Raw genomic sequence first — 23,564 nt, 5'->3', positions numbered from 1 at the left:
TTAATTACGTTGGCCTTTTATAGTTAAGCTTTTAAACCCTCTAATCTCTTCTCAAGTTGCTTCTTTTTAGCAGTATACTCTTCTTTCTTCTGCCGTTCTTCTTCTACTAAATGCTCAGGTGCATTGTTAACAAACCCATCATTATTCAATTTCCCTTCAGCTCGCTTAATCTCAAACTCCATCTCTTCAATCTCTTCTTCTAAACGGACTATCTCTTTATCAAGATCAACCATTCCAGCTAGCGGTAAGATAATCTCTATCTTCTCTGTAATTGCTGTTGAAGCTTGCTCAGGTCTGCTCTCTAGCTTATCTTTAATCTCTAACTGACTTACTTTCGCTAAATCAGCAATATAAGCTTGGCCCTCTTTAACAATCTCTAACTTTTCAGCAACATCAGAGGTTAAGATAGCAGTAATCTCTCTTCCTGGATTAACTTTCATTTCATTTCTAATGTTTCTGATATTTCTGATAACCTCCATAATTACTTCCATCTTCTCTTCTGCCTGCTCAGCAATAGCTGACTTATCAGCTTCAGGCCACTGAGCTACCATGATACTCTCACCATCACCAGGTAGATACTGCCAAATTTCCTCAGTAATAAAAGGCATAATCGGATGTAATAACCGTAAAATATTCTCTAAAGTATAATAAGCAACATATTGAGCAGTCTGTCGCTGTAAACTATCACCATCTTGATATAATCTCGGCTTGATTAATTCAATATACCAATCACAAAACTCTCGCCAAACAAAATCATATAATTCTTGTGATACTTGTCCAAATTGATATTCTTCAAACAGCTCAGTTACCCTCTTAATCTTTCTATTTAATCTACTTAAGATCCACTGATCTGCTAAAGTATAATCTAACTGATTAGTATCTAAATTATCTAGATCAAAATCCTCTAGATTCATCAATACAAAACGAGAAGCATTCCATAATTTATTAGCAAAGTTACGACTTGCTTCTACCCTTTCAGGACGATATCTAATATCATTACCAGGTGTATTACCCGTAATTAAAGTCATTCGTAACGTATCACATCCAACCTCTTCAATCACCTCTAATGGGTCAACTCCATTACCTAATGACTTACTCATCTTTCTTCCTTCAGCATCTCTGACCAAACCATGAATATAGACATCATCAAATGGAGTTTCATCTGTAAACTTCAACGCCATAAAGATCATTCTTGCTACCCAAAAAAAGATAATATCTCGCCCAGTTACTAGTACATCGGTCGGATAAAAATAATCTAAATCTGGGTTTTCTGCAGGCCAATTCAAGGTAGAAAAAGGCCACAATCCAGAACTAAACCATGTATCCAATACATCTTCATCCTGCTTTAGATCACTACTTCCACAAGCAGAGCAAACTTCAGGCTCTTCTCTTGCAACTATTACCTGCTCACAATCTTGACAATACCAAGCTGGTATGCGATGTCCCCACCATAACTGTCTAGAAATACACCAGTCTCTAATATTCTCCATCCAATTAAAGTAAACTTTGTCAAAGCGTTCAGGAACAAAGTTTGTATCTCCACTTCTAACTGCCTCAATTGCAGGTTTAGCAAGCTCTTCCATAGCTACATACCATTGTTTAGAAACTAAAGGTTCAACTGTAGTATCACAGCGATAACATTGCCCTACAGAATGTTCATGCTCTTCTATCTCTTCTAACAACCCAACTTCATCTAAATCTGCAATCAACTCTTTTCTACATTGATAACGATCTAACCCTTCATACTTTCCAGCTGCAGCAGTCATATTAGCCTGATCATCAATCACCTTAATAATTTCTAAATCATGACGTTCACCAATCTCAAAATCATTAGGATCATGACCTGGAGTAACCTTAACTAATCCAGTACCAAATTCAGAGTCTACATATTCATCTGCTACCACTTCAATCTCACGCTCAACAATAGGTACAATCACCTTTTCTCCTACTAAATCTTGATAACGCTCATCATCTGGGTTGACAGCTATAGCAGTATCTCCTAACAATGTCTCAGGCCTTGTAGTAGCAACGACAATATATTCATCACTATTCTTAACTTGATATTTAATATGATATAACTTTCCTGGCTGGTCCTCATGTTCAACTTCAATATCAGATAAAGTCGTTAAACAGTCTGGACACCAATTTACAATATAGTCCCCACGATAAATTAATCCTTCTTCATACAGTTGCACAAAAGCTTCTTTAACTGATTGATTACAACCTTCATCCATCGTAAATCGTTCCCGATCCCAATCACAAGAAACCCCCAACTTCTGCAATTGCTTCGTAATTGTACCTCCATACTCCTCTGTCCAATCCCATGCCCTATCTAAGAACTCTTCACGAGTAATATCATCTTTAGTCAGCCCTTCTTCTTCACGCATTTTATTAACAACTTTAACTTCAGTTGCAATACTAGCATGATCAGTTCCAGGCATCCATAAAGCCTCATAACCTTGCATTCTTTTCCAGCGCGTCAAGATATCTTGAAAGGTCATCGTTAAAGCATGCCCAATATGTAGCTGCCCAGTAACATTAGGTGGTGGCATCATAATCGTAAACGATTCTTTATCCTCATTAACCTCTGCTTTAAAATATTCTTTCTCCTTCCAATGGCTATACCATTTGTCTTCTACTTGAGCTGGATCATATGTTGTTGATAGATTTTTTTGTTCACCCATCTTTTTATTCCTCCCTTTTATAATTTTCTTTAAAATGAAACAATGTTGATATAAAGCTTCACAATTGACAATTGACGGAATGTACAATTTACAATGGATAGAAAAAAATCTAAGAGATGATTTTTTCATCACGAAGGGTTCAAAGAACCCGAAGGATAAGATCAAGTTCTTAAAAACTTAAGTTCTCTGAGAAACCCTGTAATAATAAGCTTTGTTTGATTTTGCTTATAAGATTTAAAGGTTTTAATTGTCAATTTTGTAAATTGTACATTGTAAATTGAAGTTAAGCTATTTTGTAATATGATAAAATAAAAAATCCCTCTCACCCTAATTGCTAAGGACGAAAGAGAAATTAATTTCCGCGGTACCACCTTAATTGATCACAAGACTCCACTCAACTTCTGCTAACGGTCAGATACCGGTTTAACCTACTTTAATTTCAGCTTAACAGCTCCAGAGCGACTTTAGTCAACCTTTCCTAGAGTGCCTTCCAGCTTAAAAACACTCCTCTCTAGCAAGAAAGTTATTAACTTACTACTCTCCTTCAACACCTTTCAACAATTATTCTATTGCAAATATATAATATAACTATTTAGACTGCTTGTCAATATTTATCATCAAATTTATCCTAAACAATTCATTGCTAGCTTTAATTTCCAAAATATAAAAGAATAAAAAAGTTAGGCAATATTACATAGCATATTATTACCTAACTTTTCAAATTTTATTAATTTTTTAATCCAAAAACTGACTAATAAATTCCATGATCTGACCTTTACCTTCTCCAGTTTTAGCTGAAAAGAAGGTGAAAGGAGTAAATTCAGTTAAATTCAATTTATTTTTAATCAATTTTTCCTGCTTATTTCGTTGACTATTTTTGACTTTATCTACCTTAGTAGCTACTACTAAAGTAGGCATATTCATCTCTAATAACCAGTTATACATCATTAAATCATCATCAGTTGGTTTATGTCTAGCATCGATTACCAATAATACACTCTCTAAATTTCTGCGATTAAACAGATAACTTTCAATCATACTCCCCCATTCATCTTTGACCTCTTGGGGAACTCTAGCAAAACCATACCCTGGCAAATCAACAAAGTAAAAATAATTATCCACTTTATAAAAATTGATTGTCTGTGTCTTACCTGGCTTAGAACTGGTAAAAGCCATCTTACGTCGATTAACAATATTATTAACCAATGATGACTTTCCTACATTAGAACGACCAGCTAAAGCTATTTCAGGAAGATGATGTCTTGGATAATCTTCAAACTTAGCAGCACTAGATACATATTCAGGATTATTAATCTTCATCTTCTTCCTCCCCTATAATAGCTGCTTCAAGGACTTGATCCATATCTTCTACAAAAATAAACTCTAAATCCCGCTTGATATTATCAGGAACATCTTCTAAATCTTTTTTATTCTGCTTACATAAGATTATTTTATCATTACCTGCCCGATGAGCTGCTAAAACCTTACTCTTAATTCCTCCTACAGGCAATACTCTACCACGTAAGGTTATCTCTCCACTCATAGCCACTCTTCCACTGACTGGCTTATTACTTAAAGCAGATACTAATGCTGTAGCTAATGTTATCCCTGCTGATGGCCCATCCTTAGGAATAGCACCCTCTGGAATATGAACATGAATATCATACTTTTTATAAAAATCTTCGATGAAATTAAACTCTTCAGTCTTAGTTCGCACATAACTCATTGCTATTTGAGCTGATTCTTTCATTACATCTCCTAGTTTCCCTGTTAAGATTAATTCTCCATCACCTGGGCTTATTGATACTTCTATATTCAAGATATTTCCCCCAGCTTGAGTCCAAGCTAAACCAGTTACCACACCTACCCTCTGTTCATCTTCTATTGTTCCATACTTATACTTGGGAATTCCCAAATACTTTTTTAAATTTCTGACAGTTACTCGACTTAGCTTTTCTTTACCATCTACAACTTCCTTAGCTACTTTACGACAGATAGTAGCTAATTTTCTTTCTAATGTTCTAACTCCAGCTTCCCGAGTATATCGTCTGATAAGTTTTCTTAAAGCATTTTCAGAAATATTAATCTGTTCTTCTGTCAATCCATGATCTTTAAGAGTCTCTGGCAACAGGTGTCGTTGGGCTATCTTTACTTTATCTTCTTCAGTATAGCCTGAAATATTGATTACTTCCATTCTATCTAATAATGGTGCTGGAATAGTATCTGTAACATTGGCCGTTGTAATAAAGATTACATCTGATAAATCAAAAGGAAGCTCTAAATAATGATCACTGAATTCATCATTTTGCTCTGGGTCTAATACTTCTAATAAAGCAGAAGCTGGATCCCCTCTAAAATCTCTATTAATTTTATCCACTTCATCTAATAAAAAGACTGGATTTTTAGTACCAGTATCACGCATGGCGTTAATTATTCTACCCGGTCGAGCACCTACATAAGTTCTTCTATGTCCTCTAATCTCTGCTTCATCACGTAGCCCTCCTAGAGATAACCTAACAAATTCTCTTCCGATTGATTCTGCAATTGATCTACCTAAAGAAGTTTTACCTACTCCCGGCGGGCCAAAAAGGCATAAAATCGGAGTCTTCATTTGATCACTTAATTTTCTAACAGCTAAATATTCTAAAATTCTTTCTTTGACATCAGTAAGTCCATAATGATCTTGATTCAACCGCTCTTCTACTTGATCAATAATTAATCTATCTTCACTATAATCATTCCACGGCAAATCTAAAATACAATCTAAATAATTCCTAACTACAACAGCCTCATTGGCTCTAGAAGGCATCTTCTTTAATCTATCTACTTCTTCTAATGCCTTTTCTTCAACATTTTCAGGTAAATCTGCTTCTTCTATTTTTTCCTTATATTCTTTACTTTCTTGATTGCCACCATCTTCTCCTAATTCTTTTTTGATTGCTTTCATCTGCTCTTTTAAATAATACTCTTTTTGCCTTTTTTCAACCTGTTTTTTAACTTCACTGTTAATTTTATTCTTAACTTTTAAAATCTCTAATTCTTTTTCTAAAATATTATATAACTTTTCTAAGCGTTTTCGATAAGAAATTGCCTCTAAAATATCTTGTTCTTGCTTAACTTTCAGTGACATATGAGAAGTGATGATATCTACTAAACGCCCAGGGTCTTCTAAATTTGTGATAGTCATCATCGTTTCTGATGGAATCTGCTTATTCAATTTGACATATCTTTCAAATTTATTAATTACACTCCTCATCAAAGCTTCTATCTCTGTATCCTTTTCTTCCTCACTTTCTACTTCAGTTATATCTACCCTGAAATAAGGCTTTTCTTGTGAAAAGCTTTCAATTTTAGCTCTTTTTAACCCCTCAACTAAGATTTTGATCGTCCCATCTGGTAATCTCATTAGCTGCTTAATTTCAGAAAGTGTTCCCAAACTATATATGTCATCTGTACCCGGTTCTTCTACTGCTTCATCATGTTGAGCAGCTAATAATATCTTTTTATCCTCAACCATAGCTTCTTCTAACGCTTTGATTGATTTATCTCTTCCTACTAGTAGTGGAATCATCATATTTGGAAAAACTACTATCCCCCGTAATGCTAACAGGGGTTTACTATTTTTATTTTCAACTTCTTCTTTTTTACTTTCTTCAGCCATAACTACACCTCCATTGATAATCTACACATTATTATTCTATTACTTTGCTTAATCTCCTGCACATTGCTTTAAAAATATCATACTTATTAATTTGGTTTAAGATTAATTAATCTTAAACCAAAGGGGCAGAATAAGCTTCTGGATCTAATTCAAGCTCTAGTTCATCGTCAATTTCTTCTTGCTCCGTTATTGCTTGATCTAAAGCTTCAGTTAAAGTTCCAATCTTTATAATCTCAACTCCAGAAAAGTCATCTTCTTTAAATATTTCTTGCCAATTTTCTGTAGGAATTAAAATTTTATCTACTCCTGCCCTAATAGCAGCTTTTACTTTAGGAATAATTCCACCTATTGGTCTAATAACACCATTAATAGAAATCTTACCTGTCATAGCTACCTTATTATCAATTGCTTTCCCTGTCAACGCTGAATACAAAGCTACTGCCATTGTTACTCCTGCAGATGGACCATCAACAACAGCATCACTTGTAAAGTCAATGTGAATATCATAATCTTTTAAATCAATATCTATTACCTTTTTTAAGACAGTAATTACATTTTCAGCAGAACCTTTAACCATACTCTTTCTTCTGATCTTTTTGTGGCGATTACCTTGCTCTTCTTCTTCAGCTACTCCTGTAATATTTAATTTTCCAGCTCCAGCACCTACTTTAGTCACTACTACTTCTAATTGATCAACAGTTCCAATATTAGCACCCATAACTGCTAAACCATTAACAACACCAACTCTAGGCCCTTCAGGAATCTCATCAGTCGGCCGGGGTCTATATTGTCCATTCATCACTACTCGCTCTATATCCTCTACAATAATTTTCTGGCGATCATAAGTTAAAGCAATTCCTCCTGCTGTCTGAATCATATTAACCGCTTGTCTACCATTAACAGCATATTTTTTAATAATCTCAATTACTTCTGGATTGACTTCAAAATCTATCTTATCTATTGCTGTTCGAGCAATCTTTTCGATATCAGAAGGCGTTAATAGACTAAAGAATATCTCCAGACAACGTGAACGAATAGCAGGTGGTATAGTCTCCGGTCTTCTTGTTGTAGCAGCTACCAATCTAAAATCTGCTGGTAAACCATTCTGAAAAATTTCATGAATATGACGAGGAATATTATTATCTTCTTCACTATAATATGAGCTTTCTAAAAAGACCTTTCTATCCTCCAAAACTTTCAATAACTTATTAATTTGAATATGATGTAGTTCTCCAATTTCATCTATAAATAACATACCACCATGAGCTTTAGTCACTGCACCTGGTTTAGGTTGAGGAATTCCAGCTGTCCCCATTGCACCTGCTCCTTGGTAGATTGGATCATGAACAGTTCCAATTAATGGATCGGCAATACCTCGTTCATCAAAACGGGCCGTTGTAGCATCTAATTCTATAAATTTAGATTCACTATCAAATGGAGAACCAGGATTCTTCTTTGCTTCCTCTAGTACCAATCTAGCAGCTGCAGTCTTACCTACTCCCGGTGGCCCATAAATAATGACATGTTGAGGGTTTGGCCCGCATAAAGCAGCTCGCAAAGATTTCAATCCTTCTTTCTGTCCAATTATTTCAGAAAAATTACTAGGTCTTATCTTCTCCGATAAAGGCTCAGTTAATGATCTACTTCTCATTCTATGTAATTTTTCCATTTCTTTTTTAGATTCTCTATTAATAGCTTTTTTGTTACTACGTTGTTTTTGTAACATATTCCAAAAATACATCCCAATTACAATTGCAAAGAAAAATTGAATTAAACTAAAAGCATTTAAAGCAAAATTCATAAAAACTCCTCCTTGAAAAGTTTAATTTATCAATATTTAGTATTAACTTCAGGAGAAGTTTTTATCCTTATAATAAAGAAGAAACTGCTTAAATTTAAGCAGTTTCTTCTTTAGGATCATCTATTTTGATTAATTGCGGGGTAGCATCATTATCAATTACCTCTTCATTAATAATGCATTTAGCAACATCCTCTTGAGAAGGAATATCATACATGATATCCAAGATAGCTTCTTCAACTACCGAACGCAATCCTCTAGCTCCAGTCTCTTGAGCTATAGCTTGATCAGCAATTGCACTTAAAGCTTCTTCAGTAAACTCTAATTCAACATTATCCAACTCAAAGAATTTAGTATATTGCTTTACTAGTGCATTACGTGGCTCAGTTAAAATTCTGACTAATTCTTCTTCATTTAATTTATTTAAGGTAACAGTTACTGGAATTCTCCCTGCAAATTCAGGAATCAAACCATACTTTAATAGATCCTGTGACATAACATGCTTCAAGATCTCACCAATCTCTTCTTCCTCTTTACTCTTAATATCTGCACCAAATCCAAGTACCTTTTCATCTATTCTAGATTTAACTACCTTATCTAACCCATCAAAAGCTCCTCCACAGATAAAGAGAATATTTGAAGTATCAATTTGAATAAACTCTTGATGAGGATGCTTTCTTCCTCCTTGTGGTGGAACACTTGCTTCGGTTCCTTCTAGAATCTTTAACAAGGATTGTTGGACTCCTTCACCTGATACATCACGAGTAATAGACGGATTCTCAGATTTACGAGCTACCTTATCTATCTCATCAATATAAATAATTCCTTTTTCTGCCTTTTCAATATCATAATCAGCAGCTTGAATTAACTTTAATAGAATATTCTCTACATCTTCTCCAACATAACCTGCTTCAGTCAAAGAAGTAGCATCAGCAATTGCAAATGGTACATCCAATATTCTAGCTAAAGTTCGAGCTAATAAAGTTTTTCCACAACCTGTTGGCCCAATCATACAGATATTACTCTTTTCTAATTCAATATCATCAACTTTCATTCCTGAATTAACACGCTTATAATGATTGTAAACAGCTACGGCTAAAGCTTTTTTAGCACGACCTTGCCCAATCACATACTCATCTAAAATTGATTTTATCTCTTTAGGTTTAGGTACAGTATCTAAGTTTAATTCAACTTCTTCATTTAGTTCTTCTTCTATTATCTCATTGCATAGTTCAATACATTCATCACAAATGTAAACTCCAGGGCCAGCTACAAGTTTCTGCACTTGGTCTTGAACCTTCCCACAGAAAGAACACTTCAGTTGTCCTTTCTCATCACCAAACTTGAACATTTTATCACCTCTTTAGTAGTCTATGCTTCCAACTCACTCTGTCGAGAGATAACCTCATCAATAACACCATATTCTTTAGCCTCTTGAGCTGACATAAAGTAATCACGTTCTACATCTTCTTCAATCTTTTCAACTGATTGCCCAGTATGCTTAGATAAGATTTCATTAATATTCTTCTTTAATAATAAAATCTCTTGGGCTTGAATTTCAATATCTGTAGCTTGACCTTTAGCACCACCCATCGGCTGATGAATCATAATTCTTGAATATGGTAATGCATAGCGCTTACCATCTGTTCCACTTGCTAATAATAAAGCAGCAGCACTAGCACTTAATCCCATACAAATCGTAGATACATCTGGTTTAATGTACTGAATTGTATCATACATCGCTAACGCAGAAGTTACCGATCCGCCAGGACTATTAATATATATATAGATATCTTTATCAGGATTCTCAGCTTCTAAAAATAATAGCTGAGCAATCACAGAATTAGCTACTTCATCATTAATTGGTCTCCCTATAAAAACGATTCTATCTTTTAATAATCGAGAATAAATATCATAGGAACGTTCTCCACGATTAGTCTGTTCTACCACCATAGGAACTAAATTCATATTTTCAACCTCCCCCTCTTATATATACCCATCTTTAACAAGTTTTAAACTTATTAATCTTAATTTAATTATTTTCCACTAAAAAACCAACAGTTTTTTGCATTTTTAAGCTATTTACCAAAGAATCTAACTGACCTTGCATCTGCAAAAATGATTTGACCATCTCCGGTTCCTGACCTTGTTGTTCAGCAATTTCAGCTACTTGTTCCTCTATTTCCTCATCACTAACTTCTATTCCTTCTGCTTCTGCAATTGCTTCTAAAGTTAAGTTAGCTTTAATTCTCTGTTCAGCTTGTTCTCGATACTCTTCTTTCATTCCTTCTTCATCTAAACCAGACATTTCTAAGTATTGATCAAACCCAATTCCTTGTTGCTGAATCTGCGCTTTAAATTGATCCAACATGCTTTCAATTTCTTGCTCAATCATTGTCTCAGGAATGCTAACTTTAGAGCTAGCAGCTATCTCTTCAATTAGTTTGTTTTCATACTTTCTCTTTGCTTTTTCTTCAGCTTCAGCAACTAATTGCTGATTAATACTCTCTTTTAAGTCAGCTAAAGAATCAAATTCTAGATCTTTAGCGAATTCATCATCTAATTCAGGAACTTCTTTTTCTTTAATTTCTTTAACTTCAACTTCAAAAACTACATCTTGCCCAGCTAATTCAGCAGCTTGATACTCTTCAGGAAAAGTAACTTCAACCTTTGTCTCTTCTCCAACTTTAGTACCAATTAATTGCTCTTCAAAACCTGGAATGAACTGTTCAGAACCAATTTCTAAATTATAATCTTCTCCACTACCACCTTCAAAAGCTTCTCCATTCAAAGAACCTTCAAAGTCAATTAAAACATGATCTCCATCTTCAACTTCTTCTTTATCAGTAGCTACTAATTGCGAATGTTGATGTCGCTTAGTTTCTAATTCATTTTCTAGCTGCTCATCAGTTACTTCAACTTCCTCTTTTTCAACTTCAAGTCCTGTATAATCTCCTAATTCAACCTCTGGCTTGACTTCTACTTCAGCAACAAAAGTAGCTGGTTTTCCTTCTTCAATAAATACATCAGTAATTTCTGGTTGATCAATTGGCTCAATTTCTGCTTCTGTAATTGCTTGATGATAATTTTGTGGAATTAAAACATCTAAGGCATCCTTATGTAGTACTTCCTTCCCAAATCTCTTTTCTAAAATACTTCTTGGTACCTTACCTTTTCTAAAACCATCAATTTCTACCTCTTTAACTATCTTCTGATAGGCTTTCTCTAAAGCTTCATCTACCTTTTTTTCATCAATTTCTACATTCAATTCAACTTTATTTTCCTCAATTTTTTCTTTAGTTACCTTCATTTATCCTTCCTCCTTATAATATTATGCGTATGTATATGATTTTTATTTCATTTTATTTATTTTCTACATCTATAAAGAATTAATTCTAGATATATATTATATCTCCTCCATATTATTTTATTATATTAGATATATTTAACAAATGATAAAATTTCTAAATAAAAACAATACCTCGGGGCACGACTAGAGTCGTTCCGAGGTTATATGATAGTTGAGATTAGTTTTTATTTAGATATTCAATTTTCTTTATTGCTCAGATATTAGTTTATTAAATATTAATTTAGCTATTCTTTATTCTCTGTTTTTTGGCGCGCCCGGGAGGAATCGAACCCCCAACCTCCAGATTCGAAGTCTGTCACTCTATCCAGTTGAGCTACAGGCGCATAATATCAATTGATAGTGTATAGTTTATAGTTAACAAGATAAAAGCTTTTGAATTTCAACTGTCAATTATCAACTATTAACTATCATCTGTTTTTTTGGGGTGGATGATGGGATTTGAACCCACGGCCTCAGGAGCCACAATCCTGCGCTCTAACCAACTGAGCTACACCCACCATATAAATTCAATTAATAGATAATAATTAATAGTGAATAGTTAAAACCTTAAAATCAAATTCTTTTAAGCTCTTGATTTTCAACTATTCTCTATTCACTGTTCACTATTCACTGATTTAATGGCGTGCCTGGGAGGATTCGAACCCCCGACCCACGGCTTAGAAGGCCGTTGCTCTGTCCAGCTGAGCTACAGGCACTGATTACTCTTTTATCTAGAACATCTAATAGTATAACCAAAAAAGCAATCAATATCAAAGCTCTAAATATACTAAAAATAATAATTAACTCATCTCTCATCGTATTTACTCTATATTACTCTTGTTTTCTCACTTTTAAATCTTCTTTTGTGAAATCATAATGCTCAGCCGTTATATTTCCATCACTAATTTCAATTATTCCATAAGCAGGAGCAGCTCCATCTCTTGGTAAAGATATACTACCAGGATTAAAAAACAAAATCCCCTCTTCTTCTTTAATAAATCGTGAGTGGGTATGGCCAAAAATAACTATATCTGCTTCTAACTCTTGAGCCCGATAATAAATTGAATTCAAACCACGCTTAATACTATAATTATCACCATGGGTTACAAATATCTTTTGACCTGCTATCTCTACTAGCTTTTCTCTAGGCAAATCAGGATTGAAGGTATGATTACCCCTGACTGCTACTACTCCAAGTTCGTCTAGATCAACATCTTTTAAATCAGCAAATTTATCTCCTACAAATACTAAACAATCAATCTCGGCTAATTTAGATAATACTTCATTAATTCTCCACCCTTGACCATGACTATCACTAAAGACAGCAATCTTCATTATCTATTCACCTGCCAATCTACTAAAAAATCCTTCATTTTTTCTAAAGCCTTGGCCCGATGACTAACTTGATTCTTAGTTTCAGCTCCTAACTGAGCAAAAGTCCGCTCGTAACCATCTACAATAAATAAGGGATCATACCCAAAACCAGCTTCTCCTTTAGGCTCTAAAGCGATCTTTCCTTCACACCTTCCCTGTACTACCTTCTCTTCTCCTGTTGGGCTCACAAATGCCATAGCACAGGCAAAGTAAGCTGTTCGCTCTTCTAACGGAACTTCTGCTAGAGATTCCAATAACTTTTGGTTATTTGCTTCATCTGTTGCATCCTCTCCAGCAAAACGAGCTGAATAGACTCCAGGTTGCCCATCTAGTGCTTTTACTACTAAACCAGAGTCATCAGCTATTGTAGGCAGTTGAGTCTGTTGGCCCAACTCTCTTGCCTTTTTCAAGGCATTACCAGTAAAGGTAGTAGCATCTTCTACTACCTCTGGTAATTCTCCAATATCAGCCTGAGACAAAATTTCAATCTCTGTATCACTTAAGATCTCTTTCATTTCTTTAACCTTATTTTCATTTCCAGTAGCTAAAAAAAGTTTCATTCTTATTCCTCCTTAGCAAAATCAGCAACCTCTCCTAAAGCTTCTCTTTGATACTTTACCAGCTCTTTAATTCCTTGCTCAGCTAATTCAACTAACTCAGTTAAATTTTCTCGAGAAAAAGGGCTTTCTTCTCCTGTACCTTGAATTTCTATTACTTCACCTTCTCCAGTCATCACAAGATTCAAATCAACTTTAGCATTAGAATCTTCTGCATAACATAAATCTAATAATAATTCTCCATCTACAATCCCTACACTAACTGCAGCAACAAGACCATTAACTGGTATCTTTTCAATCATTTCTTCTTTTATCATATAATCAAGTGCATCAATTAAGGCTATAAATGCTCCTGTAATAGATGCTGTTCTTGTTCCACCATCAGCTTGGATAACATCACAATCAACCCAAATAGTTCGTTCTCCTAAAGCTTCTAAATCAACTGCTGAACGTAAAGCTCTACCAATTAAGCGTTGAATTTCTTGAGTTCTGCCACTCAGTTTTCTTTTAGCTGCTTCTCTGATATTTCTATCCTCAGTTGCTCTAGGTAACATTGAATACTCTGCTGTTAACCAACCTTTATTCTGCCCACGCAAAAAGTAAGGAACTCTATCTTCTACTGAAGCATTACAGATCACTTTAGTCTCTCCTGCCTCGATCAATACTGAACCTTCTGCATATTTAGTGAAATTTCTAGTTATCTTAATCTCCCTTAATTGATCATTTGCTTCTCTTCCATCAGGTCTTGTCATATTACTTCCCTCCATTAATTTGGCTTATTAAAATTAACCCTTAATCTTCATCTTTAATTCTAATATGCTCATTAATATAATATTTAATCACTAGCTTCTGTCTTCAATATTTTTACCTTTTCAATCAATTATATTAGAGATTTACTTCTAATACTACTTTAATTCACAGTTCTCCAACCTAAACTAAATTTTTTTATCTTTTCTTTTAACTAATTACAAGTTACAAGTCACTAGTTACTATTATCTGATGTCTATTATATCAAAAGCTTCTACAATTAACAATTATATAGAAATTGTGTTTAAAAAATACTTAAGTTTAACTTCTCAGATAACTCTTTTAAAACCCTCATTCCTACTATACTATTTCCTTTGTCATCTAATGTTGGCCCATAAACACCTATTCCAAACCTTTCTGGAACCTCAGCCATTATTCCTCCTCCAACTCCACTCTTAGCAGCTAAACCTACCTCAATTGCAAAACTACCTGATTTATCATACATGCCACATGTAGCCATTAAAGTTCTAACTATTCTTGCAATCTTTTTGGGAATAATTCTTTCTTCAGTTACTGGATCTATTCCTTGATTGGCTAAGATAACTGCCATATTAGCTAGATCTATACAATTAACTTTAATTGAACATTGCTTAAAGTATAAATCTACTATCTCCTCTATATCTCCTTCGATTATATCTTGATCCCTCATATAATAGGCTAAGGATCTATTTCTATCTCCAGTATCTTTTTCAGAAAGATAAGTCTCTTGATCTAGCTCTAATTCATCATTTTTAGCTAATCTCCTAAAGAATTTAAGTATCCTATCAAATTTTTCCTCATTATCTTTACCTTTAATCATCGATGTTACAGCAATAGCTCCTGCATTAATCATTGGATTGTATGGTTTAGCAAAACCAGTCAATTTAATTATTGAGTTGAAAGGGTCTCCTGTAGGTTCTACTCCTACTTTATCAAAGACTAATTCTGTGCCATTGTCCAGAATTGCTAATATTAGAACAAGTGGCTTAGAGACACTTTGAATAGTAAAATTTGTTTCAAAATCTCCTGCTGAATAAAAATCACCTTCAACATCGACCATACTTATCCCTACTGCTTTAGGATCTGCTTTAGCTAAGGTCGGTATATAATTTGGAAGCTCACCTTGTTTATAATAGTTTTGATTATTCTTCAAACTATCTTCTAATATTTGGGTTAACTCTTTTTTACTTCCAATAACCTTCACTCTTTTCACTCCTTAACATCTATTTTTAAGATTAAAGTATCATTTTTTACTTTTTCCTCCTAAATTAAAAAGAAAACTCCTTTGATTAAATGAGTAAGTTTTCATCAAAGGAGAATCTCTCTACTATATTTGACTTAATTTAAATTGACTCTTCTCTTCTCCTACCAATCCAGCTAATAAATACATCCCTGATTTAGAATCATACTGTAAATCTTTTAATTTAAAACCTTTAATTTGACCAGTTCGTGTAACATTAATCCTTGGTCCGCTACATGCATGGACTTCCTCTCCTATTTTAATATGCTCATCATCATAATATTTAACCGGTAAATCCTGTTTTATGCAGTCTTTAACTTCTTGCTCTATTTTAGAAATATCAAATTGAATTTTCTCATTAAATTGCAACACAAATCCACTCTTTATATCACTATAATAAGGGTCAATTCTTCGTCCTAATTTTTCTTTTAAAATTCCTACAGTCAAGATTTCAGCAGTATGGGCCATCCACCTATAACGAATCGATTCAAAGACGATATCAGCTATCTCTTTAGGATACGGGCCAAATAATCCAGGTCTAGTGACCAATACTTCCTCTCCAATTCCAATCAACATATCTGCCCTTAAATTTAAATGCTGTGCTAGTAAGTCAAAATGTTCAATTACAACTTTTTTCTCATCTTTAAGTGCCTCTTTAATTGCCTCAGCTAGCTGCCAAGGCTGAGTAAATGCAGTTTCAAATCTAGCATCAAGATGATATGTATGACTGGAATAATCACTATTTTCTACATCCTCAAGTAATGGCAACGGACGAACATTGATCCCTCGATCATCATTGGTCAAACATAACCCCGGGAACATTCCTCGGATTAATAATGACTTACCTGCCCCTCCTTCACCGATCAAACCAATCAATTGATCTTCAGGGTCCATATATCTTTGTGAAATTTGATTGCCTAAGTTCATCAACCTCTTTTTGCCACGTGGAGCAAAATAGATTGATTGGGCAAAACCTGTATTCATACTCATTCACCTGCTCTATGATAAAGATTATTACCGTTACTATCTATTACACAGATCAAAGGTAGATCTTCTACCTCTAACCTTCTTACCGCTTCCGTACCCAAATCATCATAAGCAATTACTTCAGCTTGCTTAATACATTTAGCAATCAAAGCTGCTGCTCCACCAATTGCTCCTAAATAGACAGCACCCTCTTCTTTCATTGTCTCAATTACTTCTGTGCTTCTTTCACCCTTACCGATCATAACTCGTAAACCTTCCTTGATCAAACGTGGAGCAAAGGGGTCCATCCGATAGCTGGTCGTTGGCCCGGCTGAGCCTATTACTTGACCTGGCTTAGCAGGGCACGGGCCAACATAATAAATCCCTTGGCCCTCTAACTCCATCGGCAATTCCTCTCCTCTTTCTAAAGCATCTACTAACCTAGCATGGGCTGCATCTCGAGCTGTATAAAGTACTCCAGATAAAGCTATCTTATCACCAGCATTTAATTCTCTAATTTCAGCCTCAGTTATTGGCATTTCCAATTTGATTTTTTCCATTATTATACACCACCTTTAACCTAAAGTAATTTCTTTATGTCTAGTTACATGGCAATTAATATTAACTGCCACTGGTAAACCAGCAATATGGGTCGGATAATCATTAATATTAACTGCTAAAGCCGTCGTCGCTCCACCAAAGCCTTGCGGGCCAATCCCTAATTGATTGATCTCAGTCAATAACTCCTCTTCTACTTGGGCCAACTCTTCTTTTTGATTATGAAGACCAATTGGTCTAACTATCGCCTTTTTAGCCAATAAAGCTGCCTTTTCAAAAGTACCACCAATTCCAACTCCAACTACAATTGGTGGACAAGGATTAGAACCTGCTTCCTCAACGACCTGAAGTACAAAATCTTTGACCCCTTCTACTCCATCAGCAGGTTTTAACATCTTAATCTGGCTCATATTCTCACTACCAAAGCCCTTAGGAGCTACCGTCAACTTAATCTTATCTCCTGGCACCAATTCAGTATGAATTATCGCAGGCGTATTATCTCCTGTATTCTGGCGTTCCAAAGGATCAGCCACTACTGATTTACGTAAATAACCCTCTTGATAACCTTGCCGCACCCCTTCATTAATTGCCTCAGTCAAACTTCCACCTTCAATTTCAGCATCCTGACCCAACTCTAAAAAGATAACTGCCATTCCTGTATCCTGACAGATAGGCATCTTCTCTTCTTTAGCAATCTCTGCATTCTCAAGCAAAGTCTCTAACACCTCTCGAGCCACCTCAGATTCTTCCCGCTCTAAAGCCTCTTGATAACCCTCCAATATATCTGCTCCTAATATATAATTAGCTTCCTTACACATTTTAGCTACTGCTTCTGTTACTTGCTCCACATGAATAGCCATTATTATCTAACCTCCTTCTTTGTCATTGCCTTCAAAAATTTAATCCCTTTAGAAATAATTTCAGTTCCTTGCCTACCTCTACCGATACTGACTAGCCCATACTCTTCTAACTTCTTCAACCTGCTTCTAACCATCTGTGACGAAAGGTATAATTCATTGGCTTCAGCATTATTAGCAATCTCTCTTCTTCCTATCTTCTCCCCTAATTGCTTAGCTAAATATAACTCATTCAAAATAAAAATATACTGATCTATCTTGCCTAATTCATCTAACTTCTCTTCTATCTCTCTGATATCCTGTTGCTTTTCTTGTCCATTAGTAGGCCTTAAATATGATGGTAGATCTGCTAGCTTCACTTCACTCTCACAGACTTGAGTAATATATTCAACACAATTTTCTAACTGTCTGATATTACCCTGCCAGTCATAATTATATAACCTACTGATTGCTTCTTTGCTCAATCTTAAATCTTCTCTAGCAAACTTATCTAAAAAATAATCGATCAAGACTGGAATATCCTCTCTTCTCATCCGTAAAGGAGGAAGCTGTAACGATAAAATATTCAACCTATAATAAAGATCTTCCCTAAATTCACCGGCTGCTACTAACTCTTCTAAATCCTTATTGGTAGCAGCTAAGATCCTAATATCAATCGGAATTACTTGCGTAGCACCAATTCTCATGACCTCTTTTTCCTGTAAGACTCTCAATAACCTAGCTTGAATATTTAACGGAATATCACCTATTTCATCTAAAAAGATACTCCCTGTATGAGCTTGTTCAAAGACCCCAGGTTTCCCTCCTTTTTTGGCCCCAGTAAAGGCCCCTTCTTCATAACCAAACAGCTCACTTTCCAATAGATTTTCAGGCAATGCAGCACAATTGATTGCTACAAAAGGTTTGTTGCTCCGTTGAGAGTGGTTATGAATCGCACCCGCAAATAACTCTTTTCCTGTTCCACTCTCCCCTTGCAATAAGACAGTTGATTTACTTTTAGCCAACTTCTTTGCTTTCTCAATCACCTGCTTTACCTCTCGACTCTCCCCTATTATATCTCTAAATTTATACTTGGCCACATGACCTTTATTCTTTAATTTTCTTCGCAGATCTTCTTCTAATTTTTTTACTTCCGTTACATCCTTAAAAGTTGCTAATGCTCCAATAATATCTTCCTCTCTTTTTAAGGGCACTCTAGTAGTAACTATCTTTTTATCTCCTACATTTTGTAATGCATTGATCTCTTTGAAACCATTTTTCAAAACACGATTCAAATTGGTATTAGCAATCTTATTTCCAATCTTTTGACCCAACATTTCCTCAGCTTTAACCTCAAAAATCTCCTCAGCCCGACGATTAAAGACTTCTATTTCTTCATTTTCATTAATATATATTATCCCATCATGGACATGATTAAGCACCGCATCTAACTTTTTGTTGGCCCGTTCCATATCTATAATCTTTCTATTTAAGCGCTTACTAAGCTCAACTAATTGCCTTACTTGCTCAGATATTAAAAGATTTGCTCTCTCCCCTAATAAATCAAGTTTAATTAAAATTTCAACAATGGTAGTTAAATCAAGAATTCGACTTCCAATATTAATTACTTTAGTTATCGAATCAGGAATATACTTTTCTTCACCTAAATTAATTGCTAATTCAACTTCCTTAACTTCTTCTTTATCGCAACCTGGATAAAAGGGTATCAATTCTAAATGATCAATTCCAACTTCTTGTAATAATGAATGCGTCTCTAAAACTGCTAATTTAGTATTATTGATCAATAAAGCCTTTTTAGCAGTAGGTAATTTAATCAGCTTTTCTAGTGTCGATAAGTCCAAAGCCCTTCTAGCAAAGATGACTTCACTATCTTCTGCTATATAATTCTCTATTTCAGCACCTAAGGATTTAGTCGTCAAAACCAGATCAGCATCAACCTGCTCAACTATTGAATCATCAAGTGAATATCCTCTTACCTCTATTCTGTTTTTTAAAACATCTTCTAATTGCTCTTTGAATAATTGATTAGTTGCTTGACTCATTGTAATTATTGCTAACTTCTGTTCCATTTACTCTGCCACCTCTAGCTTATTTATTAAAGCTTTAATCTACTTAAACCTATTTCGGTAAAGTAGAATAAATCCCTTTATCTAATCATTTAATCTTTATAGGTAGCAGAATAATCGTTACACTTAATGCTAAGTTTAAAGCTAAGTCTAAGTTCAAGTAAAACCTAAACCCTTATGTTTTTAACGGTTGGCTTAGACTTAAACTTAAACTCAACCTTAAACTTAAGCTATAAAGGCCATACCAGAAAAAAACTGATATAGCCTTTATTATTATCATTATTGAATTGGCACTTCTATATTCAACAAAGGTGCATGTTGTTGAGCTCCATAAACATCCCGCTCTCCAATTGCTCCTGAAGAGTAAGGTCGAACAATTGTTGCCTTGATCGCTTTAGCTGGATCATAATTAATTACTGAAATCACTTGCTCTAAATCTATACCATACAGTTGAGCAATCAACTCTTCATTGATCACTCCTGACTTCTTTACCTGTTCATAAATCTCAAAACTCTTAAAGATCAGATCAAAAGTCAATTCATACGGGCCAGCATTCTTACTCCGCACAACATCAACCAATTCTCTGATATTTTTAGCTTCAGCCAATTGTCTCACCTACCTCTTCTATCTGAACTGGAAATAATTCTGTCGGATCATCGACCTTAATCAAATGATGTACATTAAATTCATAAACCTCTCCTGCTTTCAAATCTGATGGAGAATAAGGAAAAGCTAGATTCCCTGCAGTAGCTACCCGACCTGGATAACCATAGTGCAACATCGTTGAACGAGCAAAACTACAGATTGTATTGGCTAATTCTTGGCTCTTAGCTACAACCTCAATAATAATTCCTACCTCATGACCTGATACCTCTTGCTCTGGCTCGAGGTTACCCATTACTCCATCTCGACCATAAATCCTAAAGAGCAAATGATAATCATCAGCAGCTAAGTCAACAAAGTTATCTTCAACTGTTTCTTTAACTACTTCAATAATATGATCTAGCTGCTCAATCATAATTGGATCTCTAGTCCCTGCAATCGATACCGTTCGATAACCAACCTGTTTAGCTCCTTCTAACTTGATGGTATACTCATCAGCAGCAACAAACTTACTTCCGCTCACTTTGACAGTCCGCTCATCATACTGTTCAAATTCAGTTTCTGATAAATCAATAACCCCACCTGGTCCTGGAAGTTTAGTTGGATTGGTCTTTTCATATAGGGTATGAGCTGCTACTGAAGTAGTAGTACATCTTCGCTTCGGATTTAACGGTTCTAACAGAAAATGGTCATCACGCAAGATACCGAACATAGCATCACTACCACTACCAGGATTTGCTGCTATCGATGCACACTCCATAATTTTACCCATATGTAGTGCCAAACCTGCTGGCAAACCTTCTCTAATACAGAAGCTAGCAAAGACCGTCGGATCATAGGCCCTTCCAGCAATAATTACCTCTGCTTCTTGATCTAAAGCTTCAATAAAAGGCTCTACTCCCATCTGACCTACAATTCTAGTACTACTTTTTAGCTCTTTCTCAGTCAGCTCTGGAGCAGGATATAACGGACTTATCTGTCCTGCTTGAAACTTCTCTAAGATAAACTCTTGCTCCTGTTCAGCTTGAATAGTCGCTAATTTAAAACTTAAATCTTCCTCTTGAGCAATCTCCTCTACAATCTCAGTACACCACTCCAAATGAGAAGCAGCTCCTGCACCTCCAGCAGTTCCTACAATTACAGGAATATCCTTTTCTTGTCCAGCCTTGATCATTAATTTAAGATCCCTTTTAACAGCGGTCTTATCTGTAAAAGAAACTCCTGCCCCTAAGTAATAAGGGCCAGGGTCACTTGAACCAGCATCGACTGCAATCAGATCTGGTTCTTTATCTAATCCACGTTCAAAGGATTCAACTGGAAATCCATAACCCAAAATTGCTGTTGGGGATAGAACTCTAATTTCTTTCATATTATTCATCCCACCTTTCTTTATCAGTTGACAGTTTACAGTGTACAGTGTACAGTTGACAGTTAAAATCATTAAAACCATAAAAACAAATCCAAACTATCATGAGGAATGTTTCGCAGTGACATCTAGATTTTTTCGTTTAGTTTCTTGATGAACCGAAAATCAAATTAGAGCATGAATTAGTTAATTTTCCTATTTTAAAATTAACTTGCTCTTGTTTGATTGAAGGTGAGTCTTAGAAACTCAGAAAAAATCTTTCCGAACGAGAAACTTTCCTCATATTAATAACATATCGAAAGTGACACAATATTGTAATTAAGATCTAGTTTTAAGTAAAGCCAAGACTCGCTCCATCTCATTTTTAACGATCATAAATCCTTCATCAACACCCATTCCTGGTTTAGCTAACATCTGATCAGGTCTGGTTGCCAAGGCTAAATTAACACAGACTTGAGCAGAACGATCCGTTTCATTACAGGTTCCGCCCTGATAAGCTCCTACATCATTCTTTTTACAATATAATACCGCTTCTATTGTATTATTAATTCCACCTAGATCAGGTGTCTTAATCTGGACAACATCTGCTGCCTCTTGATCAACAAACATCTTGATATCTTCAAGGGTATTACACCATTCATCAGCCACCAATTCGACTGCTATCTCTCTGTTTTGGACTTCTTCCCTTAAAGCCTTCATATCCTTAATCTGTTGTTCTCTGCTACCAGAATCCATTGGCCCTTCAATTCTGAGAGTATGTGGCTTGGCAGCCTGGGCCAACTCTTCTAAATAATCTGCCATCTGCTGCGGATCATTATCGAATGCTAGACCGATCGTACCATAGACATCTATATGAAAGATAGGTAGATAGTCTGAGCTCGGTCGTAACTTCCTAACTCTCTTCTTTAACCAGCTAACATACTCTAATAACTTCTCCCCGTCTTCACCTAGCTTCTCTTCAACATTATTGATCAACGCATGAGGCATTACATCTGTATGCTTAATCACCATCTTATCAACGTTAACATATCTATCATCACCAGTCTGGGTAAAGATCGGTACAGGCTTAGCAATCAATTCTAAATCATATTCTTCAACTACTATCTCTGTCATCGTCTTTCGCTTAGCTTTAGCCACTGCATCCAATAGTGCTTGAGTGATACCATAGCGAATTGCTGTGTGTAACCTCTCTCCATCTCTAGAAAATTGCTCGATCTCCTCTGCTAATTCCTTAAAAGAATCTAACTCTCTTCCAATTAAATGAGGGGCAATCTCTTCTTCAATCACTGGAATAAACTCCTGGGCCAAAAATAATGGATCTCTTCCTCCAGCTCCAGAATACTGAACTGCCGCACAATCACCATAAGCTACTTGATCATCTTCTAAAATAAGCATTACTGAAATTGATTCTCCAGCTTGACGAATTGAACTAAATCCTTCAGTCTTAGCTTGACCTACATAAGAGAATTCATCATTTTCAGCACCATCCTTAATCGCTTGCTGATCATCAAAATAAAATCCTGTCATTCCTGGAGAAGTAATTACTTGCTTAATTTTCATCTTAATCCCCCCCTGTTTACTATTCACTACTTTTAACTGAATTTAATTCCATCATCTCAATTTCTAGCATAACTTTAAATTTTTCTGCACTCTCGTTCTAGTTTACAGTGTACAGTTTACAGTGTACAGTTAAACCCTT

General features: G+C 35.3%; 18 protein-coding genes, 3 tRNA genes and 1 other annotated feature. All 21 genes read right to left on the bottom strand.

Going from position 1 to position 23,564, the window contains the following annotated elements; all coding sequences use genetic code 11:
- Positions 1–23: 23 nt before the first annotated feature.
- The 21 genes from MWH28_RS00525 to MWH28_RS00425 all read right to left on the bottom strand — a co-directional run bounded on the left by MWH28_RS00525 (position 24) and on the right by MWH28_RS00425 (position 23,425).
- Positions 24–2,684, bottom strand: a complete 2,661-nt coding sequence (locus MWH28_RS00525; protein ID WP_248617305.1) for a valine--tRNA ligase — start codon at positions 2,682–2,684, stop codon at positions 24–26.
- A 333-nt stretch (positions 2,685–3,017) separates the two neighbouring features.
- Positions 3,018–3,241: a binding site (T-box leader), on the bottom strand.
- A gap of 178 nt (positions 3,242–3,419) precedes the next feature.
- Complete coding sequence (gene yihA / locus MWH28_RS00520; RefSeq protein ID WP_248617304.1) at positions 3,420–4,004, bottom strand: ribosome biogenesis GTP-binding protein YihA/YsxC; 585 nt, start codon at positions 4,002–4,004, stop codon at positions 3,420–3,422.
- Positions 3,994–6,345, bottom strand: coding sequence for an endopeptidase La (gene lon, locus MWH28_RS00515; RefSeq protein WP_248617303.1), 2,352 nt, complete (start codon positions 6,343–6,345; stop codon positions 3,994–3,996). The genes yihA and lon overlap by 11 nt, the downstream gene beginning before the upstream one ends.
- A 112-nt stretch (positions 6,346–6,457) precedes the next feature.
- Positions 6,458–8,146, bottom strand: coding sequence for an ATP-dependent protease LonB (gene lonB / locus MWH28_RS00510; RefSeq protein ID WP_248617302.1), 1,689 nt, complete (start codon positions 8,144–8,146; stop codon positions 6,458–6,460).
- A 94-nt stretch (positions 8,147–8,240) separates the two neighbouring features.
- Positions 8,241–9,494, bottom strand: coding sequence for an ATP-dependent Clp protease ATP-binding subunit ClpX (clpX, locus tag MWH28_RS00505; RefSeq protein ID WP_248617301.1), 1,254 nt, complete (start codon positions 9,492–9,494; stop codon positions 8,241–8,243).
- Between the two features lie 20 nt (positions 9,495–9,514).
- On the bottom strand, positions 9,515–10,111 hold the full coding sequence (clpP, locus tag MWH28_RS00500; protein WP_248617300.1) for an ATP-dependent Clp endopeptidase proteolytic subunit ClpP: 597 nt from the start codon (positions 10,109–10,111) through the stop codon (positions 9,515–9,517).
- Positions 10,112–10,175: 64 nt separating this feature from the next.
- Positions 10,176–11,453 (bottom strand): trigger factor, encoded by a 1,278-nt coding sequence (tig, locus tag MWH28_RS00495; RefSeq protein WP_248617299.1) that lies wholly within the window; start codon positions 11,451–11,453, stop codon positions 10,176–10,178.
- Between the two features lie 306 nt (positions 11,454–11,759).
- A tRNA-Arg gene (locus MWH28_RS00490) sits at positions 11,760–11,836 on the bottom strand.
- A gap of 97 nt (positions 11,837–11,933) precedes the next feature.
- Positions 11,934–12,010 (bottom strand) — tRNA-His (locus MWH28_RS00485).
- A gap of 121 nt (positions 12,011–12,131) precedes the next feature.
- Positions 12,132–12,208: transfer RNA gene (locus MWH28_RS00480), tRNA-Arg, on the bottom strand.
- A gap of 115 nt (positions 12,209–12,323) precedes the next feature.
- Positions 12,324–12,827 (bottom strand): metallophosphoesterase family protein, encoded by a 504-nt coding sequence (locus MWH28_RS00475; RefSeq protein WP_248617298.1) that lies wholly within the window; start codon positions 12,825–12,827, stop codon positions 12,324–12,326.
- Positions 12,827–13,426, bottom strand: a complete 600-nt coding sequence (locus MWH28_RS00470; protein WP_248617297.1) for an XTP/dITP diphosphatase — start codon at positions 13,424–13,426, stop codon at positions 12,827–12,829. The genes MWH28_RS00475 and MWH28_RS00470 overlap by 1 nt, the downstream gene beginning before the upstream one ends.
- Before the next feature lie 2 nt (positions 13,427–13,428).
- Positions 13,429–14,175: a ribonuclease PH gene (gene rph, locus MWH28_RS00465; protein ID WP_248617296.1), complete on the bottom strand. Its 747-nt coding sequence runs from the start codon at positions 14,173–14,175 to the stop codon at positions 13,429–13,431.
- 299 nt (positions 14,176–14,474) lie between these two features.
- Positions 14,475–15,404 (bottom strand): glutaminase A, encoded by a 930-nt coding sequence (glsA, locus tag MWH28_RS00460; RefSeq protein ID WP_345894737.1) that lies wholly within the window; start codon positions 15,402–15,404, stop codon positions 14,475–14,477.
- A gap of 132 nt (positions 15,405–15,536) precedes the next feature.
- Complete coding sequence (locus MWH28_RS00455) at positions 15,537–16,433, bottom strand: histidine phosphatase family protein (protein WP_248617294.1); 897 nt, start codon at positions 16,431–16,433, stop codon at positions 15,537–15,539.
- 2 nt (positions 16,434–16,435) lie between these two features.
- Complete coding sequence (locus tag MWH28_RS00450) at positions 16,436–16,975, bottom strand: Fe-S-containing hydro-lyase (RefSeq protein WP_248617293.1); 540 nt, start codon at positions 16,973–16,975, stop codon at positions 16,436–16,438.
- 15 nt (positions 16,976–16,990) lie between these two features.
- A complete protein-coding gene (locus MWH28_RS00445) occupies positions 16,991–17,836 on the bottom strand; it encodes a fumarate hydratase (protein WP_428323565.1) in 846 nt (281 codons plus the stop codon).
- Positions 17,836–19,899 carry a sigma-54 interaction domain-containing protein gene (locus MWH28_RS00440; protein WP_248617291.1) on the bottom strand — a complete coding sequence of 688 codons (2,064 nt, stop codon included), beginning with the start codon at positions 19,897–19,899 and terminating at the stop codon, positions 17,836–17,838. Before MWH28_RS00440 ends, MWH28_RS00445 begins: the two co-directional genes overlap by 1 nt.
- Before the next feature lie 276 nt (positions 19,900–20,175).
- Positions 20,176–20,502 (bottom strand): DUF4387 domain-containing protein, encoded by a 327-nt coding sequence (locus MWH28_RS00435; protein ID WP_248617290.1) that lies wholly within the window; start codon positions 20,500–20,502, stop codon positions 20,176–20,178.
- Positions 20,495–21,868 (bottom strand): acyclic terpene utilization AtuA family protein, encoded by a 1,374-nt coding sequence (locus MWH28_RS00430; protein ID WP_248617289.1) that lies wholly within the window; start codon positions 21,866–21,868, stop codon positions 20,495–20,497. Before MWH28_RS00430 ends, MWH28_RS00435 begins: the two co-directional genes overlap by 8 nt.
- 315 nt (positions 21,869–22,183) lie before the next feature.
- Positions 22,184–23,425, bottom strand: coding sequence for a methylaspartate ammonia-lyase (locus MWH28_RS00425; RefSeq protein WP_248617288.1), 1,242 nt, complete (start codon positions 23,423–23,425; stop codon positions 22,184–22,186).
- Positions 23,426–23,564 lie beyond the last annotated feature (139 nt).

The sequence above is a fragment of the Natroniella sulfidigena genome, assembly GCF_023223645.1.
Classification (GTDB): domain Bacteria; phylum Bacillota; class Halanaerobiia; order Halobacteroidales; family Halobacteroidaceae; genus Natroniella; species Natroniella sulfidigena.
This window is presented reverse-complemented; position numbering and strand designations above follow the sequence as displayed.

Coding starts and splice junctions, on each gene's coding strand:
- MWH28_RS00425 (WP_248617288.1), bottom strand. CDS start 23,425: ATGAAAATTAAGCAAGTAATTACTTCTCCAGGAATGACAGGATTTTAT.
- tig (WP_248617299.1), bottom strand. CDS start 11,453: ATGAAGGTAACTAAAGAAAAAATTGAGGAAAATAAAGTTGAATTGAAT.
- lonB (WP_248617302.1), bottom strand. CDS start 8,146: ATGAATTTTGCTTTAAATGCTTTTAGTTTAATTCAATTTTTCTTTGCA.
- MWH28_RS00455 (WP_248617294.1), bottom strand. CDS start 16,433: ATGAATACAGGTTTTGCCCAATCAATCTATTTTGCTCCACGTGGCAAA.
- clpX (WP_248617301.1), bottom strand. CDS start 9,494: ATGTTCAAGTTTGGTGATGAGAAAGGACAACTGAAGTGTTCTTTCTGT.
- MWH28_RS00475 (WP_248617298.1), bottom strand. CDS start 12,827: ATGAAGATTGCTGTCTTTAGTGATAGTCATGGTCAAGGGTGGAGAATT.
- MWH28_RS00470 (WP_248617297.1), bottom strand. CDS start 13,426: ATGAAACTTTTTTTAGCTACTGGAAATGAAAATAAGGTTAAAGAAATG.
- lon (WP_248617303.1), bottom strand. CDS start 6,345: ATGGCTGAAGAAAGTAAAAAAGAAGAAGTTGAAAATAAAAATAGTAAA.
- MWH28_RS00450 (WP_248617293.1), bottom strand. CDS start 16,975: ATGGAAAAAATCAAATTGGAAATGCCAATAACTGAGGCTGAAATTAGA.
- yihA (WP_248617304.1), bottom strand. CDS start 4,004: ATGAAGATTAATAATCCTGAATATGTATCTAGTGCTGCTAAGTTTGAA.
- MWH28_RS00440 (WP_248617291.1), bottom strand. CDS start 19,899: ATGGAACAGAAGTTAGCAATAATTACAATGAGTCAAGCAACTAATCAA.
- clpP (WP_248617300.1), bottom strand. CDS start 10,111: ATGAATTTAGTTCCTATGGTGGTAGAACAGACTAATCGTGGAGAACGT.
- rph (WP_248617296.1), bottom strand. CDS start 14,175: ATGACAAGACCTGATGGAAGAGAAGCAAATGATCAATTAAGGGAGATT.
- MWH28_RS00525 (WP_248617305.1), bottom strand. CDS start 2,684: ATGGGTGAACAAAAAAATCTATCAACAACATATGATCCAGCTCAAGTA.
- MWH28_RS00430 (WP_248617289.1), bottom strand. CDS start 21,868: ATGAAAGAAATTAGAGTTCTATCCCCAACAGCAATTTTGGGTTATGGA.